19 protein-coding genes, 1 pseudogene and 1 other annotated feature are annotated in these 20,479 nt (G+C 38.4%); of the genes and pseudogenes, 4 read left to right on the forward strand and 16 right to left on the reverse strand.

The window, feature by feature from the left end; genetic code table 11:
• Window positions 1-65: 65 nt before the first annotated feature.
• Window positions 66-284 (reverse strand) — a binding site (T-box leader).
• Between the two features lie 50 nt (window positions 285-334).
• The 10 genes from gltX to GJU32_RS16670 all read right to left on the reverse strand — a co-directional run bounded on the left by gltX (window position 335) and on the right by GJU32_RS16670 (window position 11,467).
• Entirely contained in the window at window positions 335-1,795 is a 1,461-nt protein-coding gene (gene gltX, locus GJU32_RS16625) for a glutamate--tRNA ligase (RefSeq protein ID WP_155593051.1), read from the reverse strand.
• Between the two features lie 90 nt (window positions 1,796-1,885).
• On the reverse strand, window positions 1,886-2,362 hold the full coding sequence (ispF, locus tag GJU32_RS16630) for a 2-C-methyl-D-erythritol 2,4-cyclodiphosphate synthase (RefSeq protein ID WP_155593052.1): 477 nt from the start codon (window positions 2,360-2,362) through the stop codon (window positions 1,886-1,888).
• A 339-nt stretch (window positions 2,363-2,701) separates the two neighbouring features.
• Window positions 2,702-3,397: a 2-C-methyl-D-erythritol 4-phosphate cytidylyltransferase gene (gene ispD, locus GJU32_RS16635; RefSeq protein ID WP_155593053.1), complete on the reverse strand. Its 696-nt coding sequence runs from the start codon at window positions 3,395-3,397 to the stop codon at window positions 2,702-2,704.
• An 11-nt stretch (window positions 3,398-3,408) separates the two neighbouring features.
• A complete protein-coding gene (locus GJU32_RS16640; protein WP_155593054.1) occupies window positions 3,409-4,494 on the reverse strand; it encodes a PIN/TRAM domain-containing protein in 1,086 nt (361 codons plus the stop codon).
• 365 nt (window positions 4,495-4,859) lie between these two features.
• A complete protein-coding gene (gene radA, locus GJU32_RS16645) occupies window positions 4,860-6,236 on the reverse strand; it encodes a DNA repair protein RadA (protein WP_155593055.1) in 1,377 nt (458 codons plus the stop codon).
• A gap of 91 nt (window positions 6,237-6,327) precedes the next feature.
• Window positions 6,328-8,772: an ATP-dependent Clp protease ATP-binding subunit gene (locus GJU32_RS16650; RefSeq protein ID WP_155593056.1), complete on the reverse strand. Its 2,445-nt coding sequence runs from the start codon at window positions 8,770-8,772 to the stop codon at window positions 6,328-6,330.
• Window positions 8,762-9,871 (reverse strand): protein-arginine kinase McsB, encoded by a 1,110-nt coding sequence (locus GJU32_RS16655; RefSeq protein WP_155593057.1) that lies wholly within the window; start codon window positions 9,869-9,871, stop codon window positions 8,762-8,764. Before GJU32_RS16655 ends, GJU32_RS16650 begins: the two co-directional genes overlap by 11 nt.
• Window positions 9,868-10,410 carry a UvrB/UvrC motif-containing protein gene (locus GJU32_RS16660; RefSeq protein WP_155593058.1) on the reverse strand — a complete coding sequence of 181 codons (543 nt, stop codon included), beginning with the start codon at window positions 10,408-10,410 and terminating at the stop codon, window positions 9,868-9,870. The genes GJU32_RS16655 and GJU32_RS16660 overlap by 4 nt, the downstream gene beginning before the upstream one ends.
• Window positions 10,411-10,423: 13 nt before the next feature.
• Window positions 10,424-10,894: a CtsR family transcriptional regulator gene (locus GJU32_RS16665; protein ID WP_155593059.1), complete on the reverse strand. Its 471-nt coding sequence runs from the start codon at window positions 10,892-10,894 to the stop codon at window positions 10,424-10,426.
• A 267-nt stretch (window positions 10,895-11,161) separates the two neighbouring features.
• Window positions 11,162-11,467, reverse strand: a complete 306-nt coding sequence (locus tag GJU32_RS16670; RefSeq protein WP_155593060.1) for a DUF4870 domain-containing protein — start codon at window positions 11,465-11,467, stop codon at window positions 11,162-11,164.
• A gap of 125 nt (window positions 11,468-11,592) precedes the next feature.
• Between GJU32_RS16670 and GJU32_RS16675 the strand changes: the two genes are divergently transcribed.
• Complete coding sequence (locus GJU32_RS16675) at window positions 11,593-12,276, forward strand: class I SAM-dependent methyltransferase (RefSeq protein WP_155593061.1); 684 nt, start codon at window positions 11,593-11,595, stop codon at window positions 12,274-12,276.
• Window positions 12,277-12,317: 41 nt separating this feature from the next.
• Window positions 12,318-13,280, forward strand: a complete 963-nt coding sequence (gene corA, locus GJU32_RS16680) for a magnesium/cobalt transporter CorA (protein WP_155593062.1) — start codon at window positions 12,318-12,320, stop codon at window positions 13,278-13,280.
• A gap of 55 nt (window positions 13,281-13,335) precedes the next feature.
• Here the strand turns inward: corA and GJU32_RS16685 are convergent, their stop codons facing one another.
• Complete coding sequence (locus GJU32_RS16685; protein WP_155593063.1) at window positions 13,336-13,545, reverse strand: hypothetical protein; 210 nt, start codon at window positions 13,543-13,545, stop codon at window positions 13,336-13,338.
• A gap of 283 nt (window positions 13,546-13,828) precedes the next feature.
• Between GJU32_RS16685 and GJU32_RS23780 the strand changes: the two are divergent.
• A pseudogene (locus GJU32_RS23780) lies at window positions 13,829-14,374 on the forward strand (protoglobin family protein); the annotation flags it as partial.
• Between the two features lie 120 nt (window positions 14,375-14,494).
• On the forward strand, window positions 14,495-15,139 hold the full coding sequence (locus GJU32_RS23785) for a methyl-accepting chemotaxis protein (RefSeq protein WP_230875082.1): 645 nt from the start codon (window positions 14,495-14,497) through the stop codon (window positions 15,137-15,139).
• A 46-nt stretch (window positions 15,140-15,185) separates the two neighbouring features.
• Here GJU32_RS23785 and GJU32_RS16695 read toward each other — a convergent pair whose 3' ends face one another.
• From GJU32_RS16695 to adh, 5 genes are all read right to left on the reverse strand, one after another.
• Window positions 15,186-15,665: an acyl-CoA thioesterase gene (locus GJU32_RS16695; RefSeq protein WP_155593065.1), complete on the reverse strand. Its 480-nt coding sequence runs from the start codon at window positions 15,663-15,665 to the stop codon at window positions 15,186-15,188.
• Between the two features lie 68 nt (window positions 15,666-15,733).
• On the reverse strand, window positions 15,734-17,161 hold the full coding sequence (locus GJU32_RS16700; protein ID WP_155593066.1) for an aldehyde dehydrogenase family protein: 1,428 nt from the start codon (window positions 17,159-17,161) through the stop codon (window positions 15,734-15,736).
• 43 nt (window positions 17,162-17,204) lie between these two features.
• Complete coding sequence (locus tag GJU32_RS16705) at window positions 17,205-18,173, reverse strand: DUF4003 family protein (protein ID WP_155593067.1); 969 nt, start codon at window positions 18,171-18,173, stop codon at window positions 17,205-17,207.
• Window positions 18,174-18,505: 332 nt separating this feature from the next.
• The gene (locus tag GJU32_RS16710; protein ID WP_155593068.1) at window positions 18,506-18,865 is read right to left on the reverse strand and encodes a DUF779 domain-containing protein; all 360 of its coding nucleotides are present in this window, start codon (window positions 18,863-18,865) and stop codon (window positions 18,506-18,508) included.
• Window positions 18,866-18,886: 21 nt separating this feature from the next.
• Window positions 18,887-20,407, reverse strand: coding sequence for an aldehyde dehydrogenase (gene adh, locus GJU32_RS16715; protein WP_155593069.1), 1,521 nt, complete (start codon window positions 20,405-20,407; stop codon window positions 18,887-18,889).
• Window positions 20,408-20,479: the final 72 nt, after the last annotated feature.

Consider the following 20,479-nt stretch of genomic DNA (forward strand, 5'->3'; position numbering starts at 1 on the left):
CACTATGTTTCAATGCAACACATATAAAAAAATAAAAAGCGCCCCTATCATCCCCTAAAAGGAATGACAGAGACGCTTAAATTGCGTGGTTCCACTCTGATTGAAGGCAAAATGCCTTCCACTTTGGACGTTCTTTAACGGGAACGACTCGATAAAGCCTACTATAGTTCAGCTTTATGCTCAAAGGTGCATTTCAGTTTTGCCTTGGCTCAGACCACTTTCAGCCGGTGATGGTCCTCTCTTGGGAGCGTGCGCCACTTACTTCTCCTTATCAACGCTTTTTCAATGTAAATATATTTTACAACGAAAGAGTGAATTGTCAATAAATTTCTCTTTATTGTGCAAATTTTTCTACGCGGTCAATTGTTTTTTCTTTACCAATTAAACAAATCGCATTTGGTAACTCTGGTCCATGTGTTTCACCTGTTGTTACAACGCGGATTGGCATAAATAGATTTTTACCTTTATGACCTGTTGCTTTTTGCACAGCTTTAATAGCACCTTTTACTGTATCTGGTGTAAACTCCACTAATTCCTCAAGCTGTGCTTTAAATGCAGCCATTACTTCAGGTACTTGCTCTCCTGCTAAAACCTCTTTTGCTTCTTCATCATATTCAAGATGATCGTTAAAGAATAGGCTAGATAATTCCACAATCTCTGCACCAAAGCTCATTTGATCATGATAAAGTGCGATTAAATCTGTCGCCCAAGCACGTTGTTCTGCAGTAAGTTCTTCAGGCAAAAGACCCGCTTTTTGCAAGTGCGGTAAAGATAATGCTACCACTTCTTCTAAAGAGAGCTTTTTAATATATTGATTATTCATCCAAGTAAGTTTTTGCTTATCGAACATAGATGGTGATTTAGAAAGACGTTTTTCATCAAAGATTTTGATAAACTCTTCTTTTGAGAAAATCTCTTCTTCCCCTTCTGGAGACCAACCAAGTAGTGCAAAGAAGTTGAACATTGCTTCAGGAAGATAGCCTAAATCTTTATATTGAGTGACAAATTGAATAATCGATTCATCCCGTTTTGATAGCTTCTTACGGTTTTCATTAATAATTAATGTCATATGACCAAAGCGTGGATATTCCCAGCCAAATGCGTCAAAAATCATCATTTGTTTTGGTGTATTAGAGAGATGCTCTTCGCCACGGAAAACATGAGAAATTTCCATAAAATGATCATCTAGAACAACAGCATAATTGTATGTTGGAATACCATTTGCTTTTACAAGTACCCAGTCACCAATGTCTTTAGATTCAAACGTAACTTGTCCACGAACTAAATCTTCAAATTCGTATGTTACATTGGCTGGCACACGCATACGGATTGTATATTGCTCACCTGCTGCTTCTTTAGCAGCGATTTCCTCAGCAGACAAGTGACGGCAAGTACCGTCATAAGTAGGAGCCGCTACGCCTCTTGCTTTTTGTTCTTCACGAGATGCTTCAAGTTTTTCCGATGAACAAAAACACTTGTAAGCCACACCTTGCTCTAATAGATTTTCTGCGTGCTCTTTATAAATATCAAGACGTTCCATTTGACGATAAGGCGCATAAGGTCCACCAATATCAATGGACTCATCATATTCAATGCCTAACCATTTTAGGTTATCCAGCTGAGATGCTTCTCCGCCCTCTACATTACGTTCAATATCCGTATCTTCAATACGCACAATGAATTTACCGTTATGATGTTTTGCATATAAATAATTGAATAATGCTGTACGCGCTCCACCGATATGTAAAAAACCTGTTGGAGATGGCGCGTAACGAACGCGAACTTCTTTCGTCATATTAAAAGCCTCCTAAATTTTCGATCAAAAAATTGACTTTGTTCATTTTACCACTCTGTTACAGGAAATAAAAGCAGAGTTAACCCACCTTTACTTCTTAATTAATAGAATTGTTGCCATCGCCGCAATACCTTCCTCACGACCAGTAAAGCCTAAACGTTCAGTTGTTGTTGCCTTCACATTGACTTGTGATGGCTCAGCATGCAACAATTCAGCGATGCGATTTTGCATCTGTTCAATATATGGTGCCATTTTTGGACGCTGTGCCATAATTGTACAATCTACATTACCTAAAACATAGCCTTTATCCTCAACAATTTTCCAAATATACGCTAATAATTTTGCTGAATCTGCATCCTTAAATGCAGGGTCTGTATCTGGAAAATGACGGCCGATGTCCCCCTCACCAATTGCGCCTAAAGCAGCATCTGTGACAGTGTGTAAAAGAACATCGGCATCCGAGTGTCCAACTAGCCCTTTTTCATGAGGGATCGTAATGCCGCCAATAATTAATGGACGACCTTCTTCAAATGCATGTACATCAAAACCTTGTCCAATTCGAAACATATGCTAGAGAGACTACTTTAGCAAAACATGTGGATATACCAGCCCTTTTGTTTGCTGAAAATGTAGTCTCATTCACCTTCTTTCACTTTTATATTTACTCACTATTATACCCTCACATTTTAACATATTTCCTAGGAAATTGAGCTAATAGCAAATAGTGATCATTTTCCTGTGACCACAGTTAACTAACCTGCACCGTGCAGCATGATGTTATCACAGGATAAGGTGCTTTTTAACGATGCTCTCCTATTTCAGCGGACATTGTACACCAGCGAAAAACATTTGCTGAATCAAGATAAAATCTCATTAGCAATAATCGCCAATGAGATTTTTAGCTTACTATTCGTTTATTTGCAATGCTCGTTTTCGTAAAATAGCTTCGCCAAATATTAAATCCTCTTGGGTTGTCATTTTGACATTTTCGTAGTTGCTTTCTACAATATGCACTGTATGTCCTAGACGTTCAACTAGCATTGCTTCATCAGTGCCAAGAAAACCAACTTTCTCAGCAACATCCTCAGCCTCTACAATTAAATCAAATTGGAAGGCTTGTGGTGTTTGAATCATCCATAAGCTGTCACGATCAACTGTTTCTTCAATGACACCATTACGAACTTTTTTCATTGTATCCTTCGCTCGAACCCCTGCAATAGCAGCACCGAATTCATGAGCATTTTGGACAAGGTTGGCGATTATATCATGCGTAATAAAAGGTCGAGCCGCATCATGTACAAGCACAATGTCTACCTGTTGCATCCCTTTCATACACGAATGAACCGAATGTTGTCGTTCAGCCCCACCATCAGGCAAGCCTCTCACTTTTGTAATTTTAAATTGCTCGAGCATTTCTTGAATATAGCTACGTTCTTCTGGTTTTACTGCCAGCCAAATACCTGTACAAGAGGGATCTTGTTGAAACACCTCTAACGTGTGTATAAGAATAGGCTTCTCCAAAAGTTTTAAAAATAATTTATTTTGTCCTGCACCCATGCGTTTTCCGCTTCCCGCTGCAGGTAAAACTACTTCATATTGCATTTTTCCACATCCTAATCGTCCTTCGGCTTAGCAAATATCATACGACCTGCTGATGTTTGCAACACACTCGTTACCGTAACTGTAATTGCCTGTCCGATATAGCTACGACCACCTTCAACAACAATCATCGTTCCATCATCTAAATAGGCAACTCCTTGATTATGCTCTTTTCCGTCCTTTATAACCACAACTTGCATATCCTCACCTGGGATTACCACAGGCTTCACAGCATTCGCTAAATCATTAATATTTAATACTTTCACATGATGTAGCTCACAGACTTTATTAAGGTTAAAATCATTCGTGACAATCTGTGTGTCGTTCCCCATTTTCTTCGCAAGTCGGACAAGCTTCAAATCTACCTCTTGTACATCCTCAAAATCCTCTTCCGTAATTTCAACTTTTGTTTTACGTTCATCTTGTAATTTTCTTAAAATATCTAAACCACGACGACCTCTTGTACGCTTTAACGTATCGGAAGAATCTGCAATATGCTGAAGCTCTGTAAGGACAAATTGGGGTACAACTAAGATACCTTCAATGAAGCCTGTTTCAGAAATATCTGCAATACGACCATCAATAATAACACTCGTATCTAACAGCTTGTAGCTCCCACGTACTTCTTGTAGTTCAGCACCTTCAGCAGCTTTTTTCTTTGTGTTATTACTGCGTAAAGTAAAGAGTTGTATTAATTCATCCCTTTTTCTAAAACCTAGACGAAACCCTAAATATCCTAGTACGAAAGACAGGATAATAGGGAGTACCTCTGTAATAACAGGGAACTGCACACTATTAATAGCAAAGCCTAAGAAATACGCTACAATCAGCCCAATTATTAAACCAAGCGTACCAAATAATAAATCTCCTATCGGCACCTTAAACAGAACCTCTTCCATCCAGCTAATGAGTCTTACAAAATAATCGGAAAATGCAAATGATAGTGTAAAGAGTAAAAGTGCGCCTAATGCTACTGATACATAAGGATTATCTAGCCAAGGATTAGATGATAAATGAAGCAATTCGTATAATGGCGGTAAGAAAACAAGGCCCAATGCTCCTCCAATCAGTAAAAACGCAATTTGAACAAATTTTTTCACAAGCTGTCACCTCCTATTGTTAGTTAAGATTATACATAGTTTACTGTAGAAAATCTTTCACCAGCTCATCAAATTGATTATTATTTTTGATGTTATTGAACGAACGTGGATCGATTACGCCTCGGCGTAATGGCGTCTAGTTTTTTTCGAGTTAACGAGTAGAAGTAAACCTAAAACCGTCACGTTCTGTGGCAACGGTTAACTGAAATGCGTCGTGCAGACCTCTCTTATAATCTGTGACATCTGCTGGCGACTTTCTCCTGATATTATCTAGGACGCCTATCCCTTTACTTGAGTTTCCGATTTTCTCAATAAAAATGAATGAAAATGCATGTTAGAATGGTATCCAACATGCACAATTTTCTTTACAATTCTCTGAAGCAGTTATTTAATGCATCCTTTATCGTTTCTACACCAACGATTTCAATTCCCTGTGGAAAATCCCATCCACCTATATTCGATGCTGGGATGAATGCCCTTTTAAATCCAAGCTTTGCCGCTTCAATGACACGCTGCTCTATACGCGATACTCGACGTACTTCGCCTGTCAGGCCGACTTCCCCAATAAAACAATCTGTTGCTCGAACCGCCTGATCCTTAAAACTAGACACAATGCTTGTCAACACGGCTAAATCTATTGCTGGCTCATCTAGTTTGACACCACCAGCAACTTTAATATATGCGTCCTGAGCTTGTAGCATGAGACCCATACGCTTTTCAAGCACTGCCATCAGCAATTGCACCCGATTTTGATCCACACCTGTTGCCATACGTTTAGGATAATTAAAACTTGTAGGTGTAACTAAAGACTGAATTTCAACAAGGATTGGTCTTGTCCCCTCCATTGATGCAACAACAGTTGAACCCGCTGCTCCTTGTGAACGTTCTTGCAAAAATAACTCAGAAGGATTCAGAACTTCCTTTAATCCTCCTTGAAGCATCTCAAAAATGGCAATTTCATTTGTAGAGCCGAAACGGTTTTTTTGACTTCGTAGAATACGATGGTTATGATGTCTTTCTCCTTCAAAATACAATACGGTATCAACCATATGCTCTAAAATACGAGGCCCAGCAATTTGTCCCTCTTTGGTTACATGTCCAACTAGAAAGATAGCAATCCCTTTTGTCTTAGCAATTCGCATAAGCTCTGCTGTACATTCACGGACCTGGGATACACTTCCTGGTGCGCTTGTTACCTCTGGATGAAAAACTGTTTGTATCGAATCGACAATGACGAATTTCGGCTGCACTTCATCTATTGTTTGGTTTAAAAATTCAAGATTCGTTTCTGAATATATGTACAGCTCTTGAGAAACCACCCCTAAACGTTCTGCACGTAACTTCGTTTGACGAATGGATTCCTCTCCAGAAATATAAAGTACACGGTGCCCTTTATTGGAGAGCAACGCTGAAACCTGTAATAGTAGCGTTGATTTCCCAATCCCTGGGTCACCCCCGATTAGTACGAGGGAGCCAGGTACAATGCCACCACCCAATACACGATTCAGTTCGGCCATTTCCGTCTCTACACGAGATTCTTCAGTAGCTTCTACATGGATAATCGGAAGTGCTTTTTGGGTTACCGTAGCAGAATGCTGAAATGCACCACGTGGACCTTTTGCCACCATTTCAACTTCTTCCACCATCTTATTCCATTCACCACACCCTGGACATCTTCCCATCCATTTTGCAGATTCATAGCCACAACCTGAGCATACAAATTTCGTTTTTTTCTTAGCCAAATTGTTTTCACCTCGAATATTTGTTCTTATCATTAATTGTACAAAAAAAAAGACAGCTTGGCACTAAAAGCCTCACTGTCTTTGCATGAAATTATTTAGAGATGGAAACTCCCTCTTTTTTCTGTACAATAAATTCGCCATTTACATAATCTATGACAACATGATTACCCTTCTCAACATTACCTTTCAGTAATTCTTCTGATAATCGATCCTCTACTTGTTTTTGTAATGCACGGCGTAGTGGACGAGCACCATATTGAGGGTCGTAGCCTTCCTCAGCAATTTTTTCAAGCGCTGCATCTGTTAGCTCTAAAGAAATATCCTGCTCTTTCAAACGTTTTGTTAGTGCATTGCCCATCATTGCAATGATTTCTTTTAAATGCACTTTATCTAATGCGTGGAAGACAATCATTTCATCGATACGGTTTAAGAATTCTGGGCGGAATGCTTTCTTCAATTCTTCCAGCATCGTACCCTTCATGTCTTTATACTTAGATTCTACACCACCTACATTGAAACCAAGATTTTTTTGATATTTTAAAGCATCCGCACCAACGTTTGAAGTCATAATGACTACTGTATTGCGGAAGTCTACTACACGACCCTTAGAATCTGTTAAACGACCATCTTCAAGAACTTGCAGTAGAATATTGAAAACATCCGGATGTGCCTTTTCAATTTCATCTAGCAATACTACAGAATATGGTTTACGACGTACTTTTTCAGTCAGTTGACCACCATCATCAAATCCAACATAGCCTGGAGGTGAACCCACTAAACGTGAAGTTGAATGTTTCTCCATATACTCAGACATATCGACACGAATCATAGCGTCCTCATCACCAAACATCACTTCGGCAAGTGCTCTTGCTAGCTCTGTTTTACCAACACCTGTAGGTCCTAAGAAGATAAATGAACCGATTGGTCGTTTCGGATCTTTCAAACCTGCTCTTGCACGACGGATCGCACGAGAGATAGCTTCTACCGCTTCTCCTTGCCCTACAACACGTTTGTGTAATTCTTCTTCAAGTTGTAATAACTTCGAAGATTCTTCAGAAGCAATTTTAGCTACTGGAATTCCTGTCCACATTGATACAACTGCTGCAACATCGTCCACCGTCACCTTAGATTCGGCTTTGCCTTGCTCTTCTTTCCAATTTTTTCGTGTAGCTTCAATTTCATCTTTCAGCTTTTGCTCTGTATCCCTTAATGATGCTGCTTTTTCGAATTCTTGACCTGATACAGCAGCATTTTTTTCAGAGCGAACATTTTCAAGTTTATCTTCAAGTGCCTTTAAGTTAGGTGGCACTGCGAATGAACGTAATCGTACTTTAGAACCGGCTTCATCAATTAAGTCGATTGCTTTATCCGGTAAGAAGCGGTCAGAAATATATCTGTCACTCATTTTAGCTGCCGCTTCAATCGCTTCATCTGTAATTTTTACACGGTGATGCGCCTCATAGCGGTCTCGTAAACCTTGAATAATTTGAATAGCTTCTTCCACTGTAGGTTCATCTACTTGAATTGGTTGGAAACGACGCTCTAAAGCTGCATCCTTTTCAATATATTTGCGGTACTCATCAAGTGTTGTTGCACCAATACATTGAAGCTCACCGCGTGCTAAAGATGGTTTTAAAATATTGGATGCATCAATTGCACCTTCTGCTCCACCTGCACCGATTAATGTATGCAATTCATCTATAAATAAAATGATATTGCCAGCTTGGCGAATTTCATCCATCACCTTTTTCAAACGGTCCTCAAATTCACCACGATATTTTGTACCTGCAACGACAGTCCCCATATCCAGCGTCATTACTCGTTTGTCACGAAGGATTTCTGGTACTTCATTATTAATAATTTGCTGAGCTAATCCTTCTGCAATAGCTGTTTTACCAACACCCGGTTCACCAATTAGTACAGGGTTGTTCTTTGTACGACGTGATAATACCTCAATAACGCGTGTAATTTCCTTGCTTCGTCCAATAACAGGATCTAACGTACCTTCACGTGCAATTTGTGTTAAATCACGTGCTAGACTATCTAACGTTGGCGTATTGGCAGCCTGAGCTGCTTGTTGTCCAGATTGTGCATTATCGTTATTACCTAGTAGCAATAATACTTGCTGACGTGCTTTATTTAAGCCCACACCCGCATTGTTTAAAACGCGAGCTGCAACCCCTTCACCTTCACGTATAAGGGCTAATAATAAATGCTCTGTGCCGATATACGAATGACCTAATTTACGTGATTCGTCAACAGATAGTTCAATAACTTTCTTAGCTCTTGGCGTATAGTGAACAATTGGGCCAACATCTTCTTTACCTTTACCAACTAATTCTTCAATACCCGTTTCAATCATTTGAGGACTAATATCTATGGCTTCTAACGCTTTTGCAGCAATACCGCCGCCTTCACGTATAAGCCCTAATAGAATATGCTCTGTGCCAATGGATTCGTGCTTCCAACGAATAGCCTCTTCCTGAGCAAGCTGTAATACTTTTTGCGCGCGTTGTGTAAAACGATTAAACATCATATAAATCCTCTCCTTTTTCCCCATTTATAGGCTTATTCGCATGTTCTTGAAATAATGCCTCACGGAGCATTTCTGCTCGTACACGATCTCGTTCAGCAGGGGGCAGTACCTCTCCTGCATAGTGCTGTAAAAAACCTGGTTGCATACTAACAACACATTCATTTAAGGTTGTTGCTTGAATACCTTCAATCAACTGTAAATCTACCCCTAAGCGAACGTTAGATAGACAGGTAGCAGCTTCCTCACTTGTTAAAATTCTTGCATGAGTAAGGGTACCTAAAGCTCGATACACTCTATCTTCTAGAGCAAGTTCTGCTTTTTCCATCAATTTACCTCTTGCATGGCGTTCTTTTTGTATAATTTTTTCAGCGACACTTTGTATGTCTGCTAAAATGTCCTCTTCTGTCTTTCCAAGTGTGATTTGGTTAGACACTTGATAAACATTTCCTAAATTTTCGCTTCCTTCACCATATATACCTCTTACAGTCATTCCTAAGCGTGTCATGGCATTAATAATTTGATTCATTTGTCCCGTTAATGTAAGAGCGGGTAAATGCATCATGACGGATGCTCGAAGACCCGTTCCAATATTCGTGGGACAACTTGTTAAATAGCCAAAAGTATCTCGAAATGCATAAGGTAATACTTTCTCTAGAATACGATCAATTTTATTTGCTTGTTCATAGGCACTTTGAAGTTGAAAACTTGCTGTCATACATTGAATGCGTAAATGATCCTCTTCATTCACCATAATGCTTACAGATTCATCTTCAGAGAGAAGTATGGAGCCCACTTGCTCTTTCTTAGCAAGTTGCGGACTAATCAAATGCTTTTCTACAAGAATTTGACGTTGCATAGACGTTAAATCCTTTATAGCAAAATAAGCATAATCATTTTGAAGCGTTGGGCTATCACTCACTGCATGTGTAACTGCCTGTTCCACCTGCAATGCCTCATTCTCTGAGAAAGCTAATGGGAAACGATAACCATCTAAATTTCGAGCAAGGCGAATACGTGTACTAATGACAATATCTGAATAATCATCCTCGATATGCATCCAAGTTGGGGTCGCACGCTCTAAAAATGATTCAATCATCATGACACATCACCACCTTCAAATTGTAGATGCTTCTCTAACTCTTTCACTTCATCACGAAGCTTTGCTGCCTCTTCAAATTGTTCTTCATCCACAGCGGATTTCATACGCTTGCGGATATCCTCAATTTGCTTTTTAATAACATACACATTACTGCGAGCACCAGGCATTTTACCGATGTGTTGGGGGCCTGCCTGTATGCGATTAAAGAGCTTAGGTAAATGCTCACTAAATGTGTCATAACAACTAGGGCATCCAAATTTACCTTCTTTTAAAAATTGTTTATACGAAAATCCACATTGTGGGCATGTTTGCTGCTGTGGTTGTACTTGTTGTTTTTCCCCCACCTTTTGCCATGTAGGCGAGCCAAACCAGTTAGATAATAACTGTTGAATAGATACTGGCTCTTGTTTAAATTCTGCATGAAATGGATGGAACTGTGAGGCGCAGACGTCACAATAATGGTGTTCCACCTTTTGCCCATTTTGAACTTGTGTTACAGTAACTGTCGCATTACGTTGTTTACAATGTTCGCATATCATTTCCATCACCTCACTATTTTAGCTGTTCATATTTAATTGTTGTCAGCATCGCTCGTACTATTTTTGCTCGAATGACATCCCTTAAAGGGAGATGTAAATCGATCGTTGAGCGATCAATTGCTGCTAACATTAATTTCGCTTCTCGCTTTGAAATTACCTGCTCATCAATGAGCCGATATACTAAATCTTCAGCAACCGTTTGCGATGCCCCACCTTCAATTTGCCTGAGAACATCGTCAATTAAATCAATCTGTGAATTCGCGCGGACACGTAAAATTCGTATGTATCCACCACCACCACGTTTGCTCTCAACAAGGTAACCTCGCTCAGCAGTAAATCTTGTATTAATAACATAATTTATTTGTGATGGCACACATTGAAATTTATCAGCAATCTCACTACGTTTAATTTCAATATGCCCTTCTCCACCTAATTCAAGTACTTGCTTTAAGTAACCTTCTATGATGTCTGATATATTACGCATTTTAGGAATACACCTCGCTTGCTTCACTGACTTTGACTATCTTTGACTTTCTTTGAGTATATTATACAAAACGCTTGAAAAAAAATGCAATGATTTCGCCCAGAGAAAAATGAAAAGTCTTAAAAATGCCTATTTAAGCGCTGAAAATAGCACTTTTTCAATCGAATCCGTTAGGTTTTATCGTTTGCTCATATACCTAATGTACCCTTATTAGCCATAGAAAAAACGCAAGCATATGCAACTAGCATATACTTGCGTCTATAAAAATTATACCCAACGACCAACAATTGGATAACGCCATGGCTCATCAGACAATGCTTTTACGATACCGATAATCGGTACAACAAATAGCATAATGCCGAAAATGATTAAGAATGGTAATCCAATGAGGACAAAACTTAAAACAACTGAGATAGCGATTAAAATACCAATGACAATTTGGAACAGCAATGCTTGAACCGAAATTGCCTTTACCTCCTCATCCGAACTAATTAAGAAGAAAATAATGGGTACTAACCATGGCGCAAAAAATGCACTTGCGTGTATGATTACTTTAGACCATTTCGTCTCCATATATATCAACCCTTTCTTTGTACTTTGTCTTTGTTTTATGTACTACTATTTACGGAACTATACCCGTAATAGTTTCACATTAAAAAAGATTTTTTCAAAAACTTTTTGAAAGGCTGTGATGAAAGTTGGAATTTAACAACACATTAGCAAACGAATATGAAAAGGGTATTCGCCGCACGTTACCAAGCTATGATGCGATGCTGCGTTTAATACAAACCTTTTATCATTCCACATTGCCAGAAAAGGCTGACATGTTAATTGTGGGTGCGGGGAGCGGCAATGAAATTTTACAGCTTGCTGAAGGAAGACCACACTGGTCCTTCACTGGCATTGATCCATCAGAATCCATGCTCAAAATAGCTAAAGAACGTTTACACGATCTAACCAATACTATGTCATTCCTTCAAGGAACAATACTGGATACGCCACTGCCCTCCATAAAATATGATGCAGCTAGCTGTGTCCTTGTTCTTCATTTTATTCAGGGATATGAAGAAAAGCTGTCCACATTAAAGGAAATAGCAAGACATTTAAAACCTGGAGCACCATTCGTCCTTGCATCAAAATATGGTCAGCCAGGCTCTTTAGAAACGGAACTTCAATTTGATTTATGGCGTTCTTATTGGCTACAGCATACAAAGCTTTCCGTGTCTGATATAGCAGAGATGGAAAAATCCATTCGCTCCCTTTCGTTTATGTGTGAAGAAGATATTTTAACACTGTTACAACAAGCAGGCTTTACTAAACCTTCTAGATTTTTTGCCACTACTTTGTTTGGTGGTTGGGTATGCTTTAAAGAGGAGCTCTAAAAATATATTTCGTACGTAGTAAATAATTTGAGGTGAAAGTATTGATACGCACCATTGGAATTACAAAGCAACAACAACTGCTAAAAGATTTCCCTTTGGAAGTCATACATCAACAAGAATTCGAATGGTATTGGGTTGATTTTAATTGCCCTACAGCTGAGGAAGAATTATTGTTAGATACATTTTTCCATTTCCACCCACTAGCTATTGAAGATTGCTTAATGCGATTACAGCGTCCAAAGCTCGATTTTTATGATGATTTTCATTTCTTCGTTATCCATCGATTAAACGAAGAAACGTTAGCTGCGGAGGAGGTTAATATTTTTGCCTCCAATAAGTTTATAGTGACATTTCATAAAAGCCCTGTTCCTGAAATAGATAAGGTACAAAAGATGTTGGAAAACCAACCGAAGAATTGGGAACGTGGCACTGTTTTTTTAACGTATCAAACAATCGATAAAATCGTTGATAGCTATTTCCCACTTGTTTATAAAATTGAAGATCATTTAAGTGCACTAGAAGGCGAACTTACATACCAAAGCAACGTAAATGCCATGAAGATTGTCTTCGAGTTTCGTAGTGATTTGCTTGACTTAAGACGGACAATTTTACCGATGCGCGATCTTTTATATCGAGTACTTAATTCTTATCGTTTTTCATTAAACAAATCGGAAAGGGCTTATTTTGGAGATATATACGACCATCTACTTAAACTAACAGAAATGGTTGAATCCAATCGAGAGCTTACAGCGGATATGCGGGATAGTTATATGGCCATGAGTTCAAGTCGCATGAACGGTATTATGATGACCTTAACAATTGTGTCAACCATTTTCATCCCGCTAACCTTTATTGCCGGTGTATATGGGATGAATTTCGATCATATGCCTGAGCTTCATGGGCAATATAGCTATTTTATTGTACTAGGGATCATGATTATTATCGCTATCTTTATGCTTGTCATCTTTAAACATAAAGGCTGGTTTAAACTATTTAAGCCCTAATTGCTAAAAAATCTGCTCGTTTTGTAATAAAACGAGCAGCCTCTTTTATCCAGGTTTAATAGGGTCCACGGTCATCAATTTTATTTTCACCCTGTTGTGGGAATAAAAAGTATGCTAGTACCCCCGACACTAATGTTGCGCATATAACAATTAATAATTGCTCAACATTTGGTACCTCCGCATAATAGTTTCGTAACATATAAACCGCACCAATTGCAACAATAACCATAACTGGAATAACAAATTTAAAGCGTTTCTTCTCCATGTAGTACCTCCTCCAATCCTTTTTATGTACAGTTTCTACCTTGCTAAACAGTTCGTATTTTACAGGTTTCCTATTTTAAATTCAAATTTACTTTGCTTCACTAATTGAACTGACATTAAAGTAAAAAATTAAAGAAATAACCAAATTTTTAACCAAATATTCAGCAAATAATAGTAAAATAGATTTAATACTATTTATTTATCAAATTTACAAACTTAACAAATTTCAAAAGTGCTTTTTTACTTACAATTTATTATGGATATTAAGAATGGAGCAAATAAAAATGAGTTGGTTTTCAAAAAACAGCAATTCTAGCTATTCCGTTACATTAACACCTGAAAATTTTAAGAGCGATGTACAACTAGATGTATCGAACCACCCAAATCTTCAAAAACAATTGCAACTTTTAAACTTAACAGTTGAAGATTTAGCTATCATTAAGCAACTACAGCCGTTAGCAAAGGACTTAATTCCTGCAATGGTGGAGCAATTTTATGCTGCTATTAGTTTGAGCCAAACTTTACTCGACATTATTAATAGAACATCGCAGATTGATCGTTTGAAAATTACGTTACATAAACATTTAAGTGATATTTTTGAAAGTCATATTAATGATGCCTACATTGCAGAAAGAAAAGCCATTGCTGAGACTCACGTTCGAATTGGCTTGCAATCTAAATGGTATATTGCATCATTCCAATCACTAACATCTACTTTCACCAATTTTGTAGACGAAGTAGATATCTCGAAAAAAGATGCAATTCGTGCCATAAATGCTTTTTGTAAAATTATTAATTTTGAGCAACAGCTTGTTATTGAGGCCTATGAAAAAGAGGAAGAGCGCATTCGTTCTGTTGCTGATGAGACAAAAAATGCCCTTGTTACAACAATTCAAAGTACAGCGGAGGAACTTAACGCCATTAGTGAAGAAACAGCAGCGTCATTATTAGTGATATCCTCTCAAACAGATGATATTGCTGTAGCGACAAAGCAAGGATTGAGCTTCGTTGCGGATACACAAGAAAAGTCAAGACGTGGCCAACAGCAGCTTAAAGAACAAAATGATTTAATCCAAGTCATTCTGCAAAGTGTCAACAGTCTTGAGGTAACAATGAATCAGTTACGTACCTCTTCTCAAAAAATTTCTGAGATTGTTGGACTTGTTACAGGCATTGCTGATCAAACAAATTTATTAGCATTAAACGCGTCAATTGAGGCTGCTCGAGCTGGAGAACACGGTAAAGGTTTCGCAGTTGTAGCTGAGGAAGTTCGTAAACTTGCAGAGGAAACAAAAAATGCTGTACAAAACGTATCGCATCTCATTAAAGAAACAGAAAGTAATATTACGACTATGGCCAATTCAGTGACTAATGTTGATCAAAAAATTCAGCACAGTGTCAATACACAGGAAAATTTATCCAAATCATTTAATGATATCGCCGACGCTGTTTCTGGTATTCAACAGCAATATGTAAATACATCAAGAGATATTTCAGCCATCTCTAATTTAATCACAGAATTATCACAGGGAGCTACGCTTGTTTCATCATCTTCTGATTCCCTCATTAATGTTGTAAATGAGCTAAATATGTAAAACCACAAAGGGAACCTCACTTTTATAAGCGAAGTTCCCTTTGTACTTAATGTGGCAATGCACGTTTTTGTTTACGGTGCTCTCGTCTTGCTGGTCCTGTTTCAAACAAACGTTTTTCCTCATCTGTTTCAGGATAAATCGCAGGAACTTGTACGGGTTTCCCTTCCTCATCTACTGCAACCATAGTAACAAATGATTCTGTCGTTAATTTTTCCTCACCAGTCTCAATATTGCGAGAAACAACGCGAACATAAACCTCCATTGAAGAATGTCCTGTAGACGAAACAATACTTTCAATATCCAGAATATCTCCTACATGTGCGGCAGATAAAAAATCAACCGAATCAATAGAAGCTGTAACTACATGTCCCTTCGCATGTTTCATTGCTGTAATAGCAGCGATTTCATCAATATAGGCTAACACTCTTCCACCGAAAATAGAATTGTGATTATTTGTGTCTGGGGGTAATACGAGACGCGATTGAACCGTACGTGATTGGCTCATTGGTACTGCGCTGTTTGGCATAATTCTTGTAACTTCCCTTCATGTATGTTCTTTCGTCATCGTATCGCAGAAAAAGAGCTGATGCAAATTTAGAACGATTTTTTCATCGAAATAAATTTCAAATCGGTCATTTCCTCTATTGCCCACTTAATTCCTTCCCGTCCATAACCACTCATTTTCACTCCACCATATGGCATGTTATCTACCCTGAATGTCGGAATATCATTAATAATGACTGCACCTGCCTGTAATTCGTCTGCCGCATATAAGGCATCTGACAATATATTCGTGTAAATACCAGCGTTTAGACCAAGGTCCGACTCATTCACTAGTCGAATCGCGTCGTCTAATGTTTCATATGAAACAATTGAGACGATTGGTGCGAATGTTTCCTGACAAACAATTTTCATATCAGCTGTCACATTCGTCATAACTGTTGGTGTTAAAGTACGGTCTGTAAATACGCCACCTGTTGCTATAACTGCACCTTGTTTCTGTGCCTCTTCAACCCACCCTCTGATTCGTTCAACTTCGTTTGAATTAATCATGGCACTAACATCTGTATTTTTATCTAATGGGTCCCCTACTATAAGTTTTTCAGTCTCTGCAACGAATGCTTTAGTAAATTCTTCAATAATGGACGAATGTACATAAATTCGTTGTAATGAAATACATACTTGTCCAGCAAAATTAAAAGCACCGCTTACGCAACGACTGATAATTTTATCAATTGGGGTAGATGGTTCAACAATTACCGCTGCATTAGAACCAAGCTCTAGAGTTACTTTACGCAAACCAACTTTTTCTTTTATTCTCAAACCAACTTTACCGCTGCCTGTGAAAGTAACCTTTTTAACGTGTGAATGTGTGACAAGGGTATCACTGAGCTCGCTGCCACTTCCTGTGACAATCTGCAACGCTCCATCTGGTAAACCTGCTTCACTGAAAATCTCTGCCATAGCAATGGCACTTAATGGCGTTTGTGTAGCTGGCTTTAATACAACTGTATTACCTACTGCAAATGCTGGCCCTAATTTATGAGCCACTAAATTAAACGGAAAATTAAATGGTGTAATGGCTGAAATCACGCCCAAGGGTTCTCGCTTTGTCCAGCCTATACGATCTCCTGCTCCAGGTGCTGCATCCATCGGTACAGTCTCACCTTTTGCCTGTTTAGCTCCCTCTGCTGCAAATTGATAGGTTGCGATGGTACGTTCAATTTCTGCTAATCCTGCTGCTATTGGCTTCCCTGCTTCTAATGCTAAAATCTCTGCAAATTCTTCTTTTCGCTGTCGCATAATATCAACAACTTTATATAATATTTCGGCACGTTCGTAGGCTGTTGTCTTTTTAAATGATTGGAATGCCCGCTGTGCACCTTCGATAGCTCTCACTACATCTTGAACCGATGCTTTTGCCACAAGAGCAACTACCTCACCACTATAAGGAGATGTTAGCTCATAGTTTTCTTCCGCATCTTGCCATTGACCATTAATCCACAGTTTAGTTTCCTTCATCCTTCAAATGCACCTCCAAATAATCAAGTTCTCCTTTATTCTATCACGAAGAACTTGAACTAGATGCTATGGCGGCTGCACTTACCGCCGCTATCATCGCCGCTTGCTGTGCTTGAATTAATAATTCAATAGAAGACATAATGGTCATGGACAGGGATTTCTCCACTTTAGCCATATCGTAAATAGCAATTTGTACAGCCATAAAAAGTACAAATTCCCGATACCATTTTAATAATTTCAAATCCTTTAACTCGTGATATAAATCAACAATACCTTGAAGCTGATTATTAGTAATATCTAATAGGGCTAAAAATCCAAGTAAAGGATAATGCATAGCCTTTACTTTTACATTTTGCTTTTTGAGTGTATCGCGAATTGTCACAACATTTGGTGCTAGTTGACGATCAAATTGTGGTGATGAAAATGTTAATACCTGTGATAGCCATTGGAGTTCATTACCAGCATTAAAATTATATGTTCTTAATTCTTTATAGTAGCGATTCATTGTTTCTGCACGTAATTCAACATCATCAGATGGGCTACTTAACAATACTGCATATGGAATGTCCTCATAGGATGTTAAAAACGGGTGATGTTTACGAATCGCGTCAAATAAGGCTCTAGCTGCCCGTGCATGCGCTTCTTTGTCCTTTTCATCCTCTGTTAAAAACTGTGCGCCAATATAGCTAAAATTCCCGCTTCTAAATTTTGCATCCTTCATGATATTCACATTTGTAAGTAAATTCTCGACTGCTTTTTCAGTATCCTCTTGCTCCATTAAATTGGCTGCAATGCTATAACCAACTGTTGTTCGTAAAGGAGACATCCATGAGGACTGCTTTTTCATCTCTTGCAATACATTTTTATACTTCACTGCATCAAAAGTTTTTCCTGATGAAACAAAAGTACTGGCAATAGCTAAAACAATTTTTCGATCCACTGTCCAGCCAACAGCTTTTGATACATCCTCTACCGTATTTGTAAATTCATTTTCAATCATTACGTAATCCATATTTAGCACACTCCTTTACCCATTTTACGTTACATATTGAGAGAAAGATTCACCCTCTTTGTAACAATTAACATAAAAAGTAAACTTAATTTAATGTATGTTACTTAATTTGTTTGATTTAATAGGAAATATTAACAACACTAAAAGGAGGAAATGAAGATGATAGCAAAAACCACAAGAAAATTATTGTTTACTGTGACCTTAAAGGATCGATTACAGCTATTTTTATTTTTACGAAACTCAACTAACAATATAGCTTTACATACTCTTTTCCTCAAAAATTAATATAAAAAACAGCGGCAAAGTTTTTCTGCCGCTGTAAAAATACATCATTAAATTAACCCTAGCTCTTGTAACTCCTCTGATGTGAAGGCTCTTGACCTTGTTAAAAAACGTTTTCCCTCAACGCCCTCTAATGAGAACATCCCACCTCTGCCATCAACAACATCCAATATGATTTGTGTATGCTTCCAGTAATCATATTGATTTTTGTGCATGTAGAAAGGAGCACCACCAATCTCACCAAGGCACACATCCTGATCACCTAATAACAAGTCACCTTGTGGATAGCACATTGGCGAGGAGCCATCACAGCATCCTCCCGATTGATGAAACATAACAGGTCCATGTTTTTCTTTTAATAGATTGATTAGTGCAAGCGCTTCTGCAGTAGCTAATACACGTTCGACCACGCTCATGCACCTCCCTACGAATTAGAAGAAACCAAGTTTGTTTTCACTATAGCTAACTAATAAGTTTTTCGTCTGTTGGTAATGAGATAACATCATCTTATGATTTTCACGACCAACACCTGACATTTTATAGCCACCGAACGCAGCATGTGCAGGATAAGCATGGTAACAGTTTGTCCAAACACGGCCCGCTTGAATCTCACGACCGAAGCGATAGGCTGTATTAATATCTCTCGTCCAAACACCTGAACCTAGGCCATATAATGTATCATTCGCAATTTCTAATGCTTCCTCTTTCGTTTTAAACGTTGTTACAGCAACAACTGGGCCGAAAATTTCCTCTTGGAAAATACGCATTTTATTATGTCCTTTAAAGACAGTTGGTTTAATGTAGTAGCCATTTTCAAAGCCTTCTCCTACACTATTTTTCTCTCCCCCAATTAGACATTCTGCGCCTTCTTGCTTACCAATATCTAAATAAGAAAGAATTTTTTCCATTTGTTCACTTGAAGCCTGCGCACCCATCATCGTGTTTGGATCAAGTGGATTGCCAACTTTAATGGCTTCTACGCGCTGTAATACACGCTCCATAAATTTATCGTAAATAGATTCCTGAATCAGTGCACGTGAAGGACATGTACATACTTCCCCTTGGTTTAGAGCAAATAATACGAAGCCTTCAACTGCTTTATCTAATAGCGCATCATCTTTATCCATAATATCCTCAAAGAAGATATTTGGTGATTTACCGCCTAATTCTAATGTAACTGGAATAAGGTTTTGAGAAGCATATTGCATAATTAAGCGACCTGTTGTCGTCTCACCTGTAAAGGCAATCTTCCCGATACGTGGATTGGATGCAAGCGGTTTCCCTGCTTCTAAGCCAAATCCATTAACAATATTAATAACACCTGATGGTAATAAGTCTCCTATTAAGTCAACAAGCACCATAATGGATGCTGGTGTTTGTTCTGCAGGTTTTAATACGACACAGTTTCCAGCTGCAAGTGCTGGTGCAAGTTTCCATACTGCCATTAATAACGGGAAGTTCCACGGGATGATTTGGCCTACTACACCAATCGGCTCATGGAAGTGATAAGCAACTGTATCGTTATCTATTTGGCTTACTGAGCCTTCTTGAGCACGTAATACTCCAGCAAAATAACGGAAATGATCAATTGCAAGAGGGATATCTGCATTTAATGTTTCGCGAACCGCTTTACCGTTATCCCATGTTTCGGCAACGGCTAGCTTTTCTAAATTTTGCTCGATACGGTCAGCAATTTTAAGTAAAATGTTTGCGCGTTCTGTCGGTGATGTTTTTCCCCATGCATCTTTAGCAGCATGTGCTGCATCTAGTGCCAGTTCAATATCCTCAGCTGTGGAACGTGCTACTTGTGTAAAAACTTGTCCAGTAACAGGAGTAACGTTATCAAAGTATTGACCCTTCACTGGGGGTGTCCATTCGCCACCAATATAATTATCATATTTCTCTTTGAATTGAACTACCGATCCTTCAGTGTTTGGAAATGCATAAACCATTTTACTTCTCCCCTTTACACAATTTAATGAGAACTATCTACAAAAAACGTTATTTTATATCGGAATAACAAT

The sequence above is a fragment of the Lysinibacillus cavernae genome (genome assembly GCF_009724685.1).
GTDB classification, from domain to species: domain Bacteria; phylum Bacillota; class Bacilli; order Bacillales_A; family Planococcaceae; genus Lysinibacillus; species Lysinibacillus cavernae.

What these genes read in the sequence shown, in the direction of transcription:
- GJU32_RS16705 (WP_155593067.1), bottom strand. Translation starts at nt 18,173, where the DNA reads ATGGATTACGTAATGATTGAAAATGAATTTACAAATACGGTAGAGGAT.
- GJU32_RS16670 (WP_155593060.1), bottom strand. Translation starts at nt 11,467, where the DNA reads ATGGAGACGAAATGGTCTAAAGTAATCATACACGCAAGTGCATTTTTT.
- GJU32_RS16655 (WP_155593057.1), bottom strand. Translation starts at nt 9,871, where the DNA reads ATGATGATTGAATCATTTTTAGAGCGTGCGACCCCAACTTGGATGCAT.
- ispD (WP_155593053.1), bottom strand. Translation starts at nt 3,397, where the DNA reads ATGCAATATGAAGTAGTTTTACCTGCAGCGGGAAGCGGAAAACGCATG.
- gltX (WP_155593051.1), bottom strand. Translation starts at nt 1,795, where the DNA reads ATGACGAAAGAAGTTCGCGTTCGTTACGCGCCATCTCCAACAGGTTTT.
- GJU32_RS16660 (WP_155593058.1), bottom strand. Translation starts at nt 10,410, where the DNA reads ATGATATGCGAACATTGTAAACAACGTAATGCGACAGTTACTGTAACA.
- GJU32_RS16650 (WP_155593056.1), bottom strand. Translation starts at nt 8,772, where the DNA reads ATGATGTTTAATCGTTTTACACAACGCGCGCAAAAAGTATTACAGCTT.
- GJU32_RS16665 (WP_155593059.1), bottom strand. Translation starts at nt 10,894, where the DNA reads ATGCGTAATATATCAGACATCATAGAAGGTTACTTAAAGCAAGTACTT.
- ispF (WP_155593052.1), bottom strand. Translation starts at nt 2,362, where the DNA reads ATGTTTCGAATTGGACAAGGTTTTGATGTACATGCATTTGAAGAAGGT.
- GJU32_RS16695 (WP_155593065.1), bottom strand. Translation starts at nt 15,665, where the DNA reads ATGCCAAACAGCGCAGTACCAATGAGCCAATCACGTACGGTTCAATCG.
- adh (WP_155593069.1), bottom strand. Translation starts at nt 20,407, where the DNA reads ATGGTTTATGCATTTCCAAACACTGAAGGATCGGTAGTTCAATTCAAA.
- GJU32_RS16685 (WP_155593063.1), bottom strand. Translation starts at nt 13,545, where the DNA reads ATGGAGAAGAAACGCTTTAAATTTGTTATTCCAGTTATGGTTATTGTT.
- GJU32_RS16700 (WP_155593066.1), bottom strand. Translation starts at nt 17,161, where the DNA reads ATGAAGGAAACTAAACTGTGGATTAATGGTCAATGGCAAGATGCGGAA.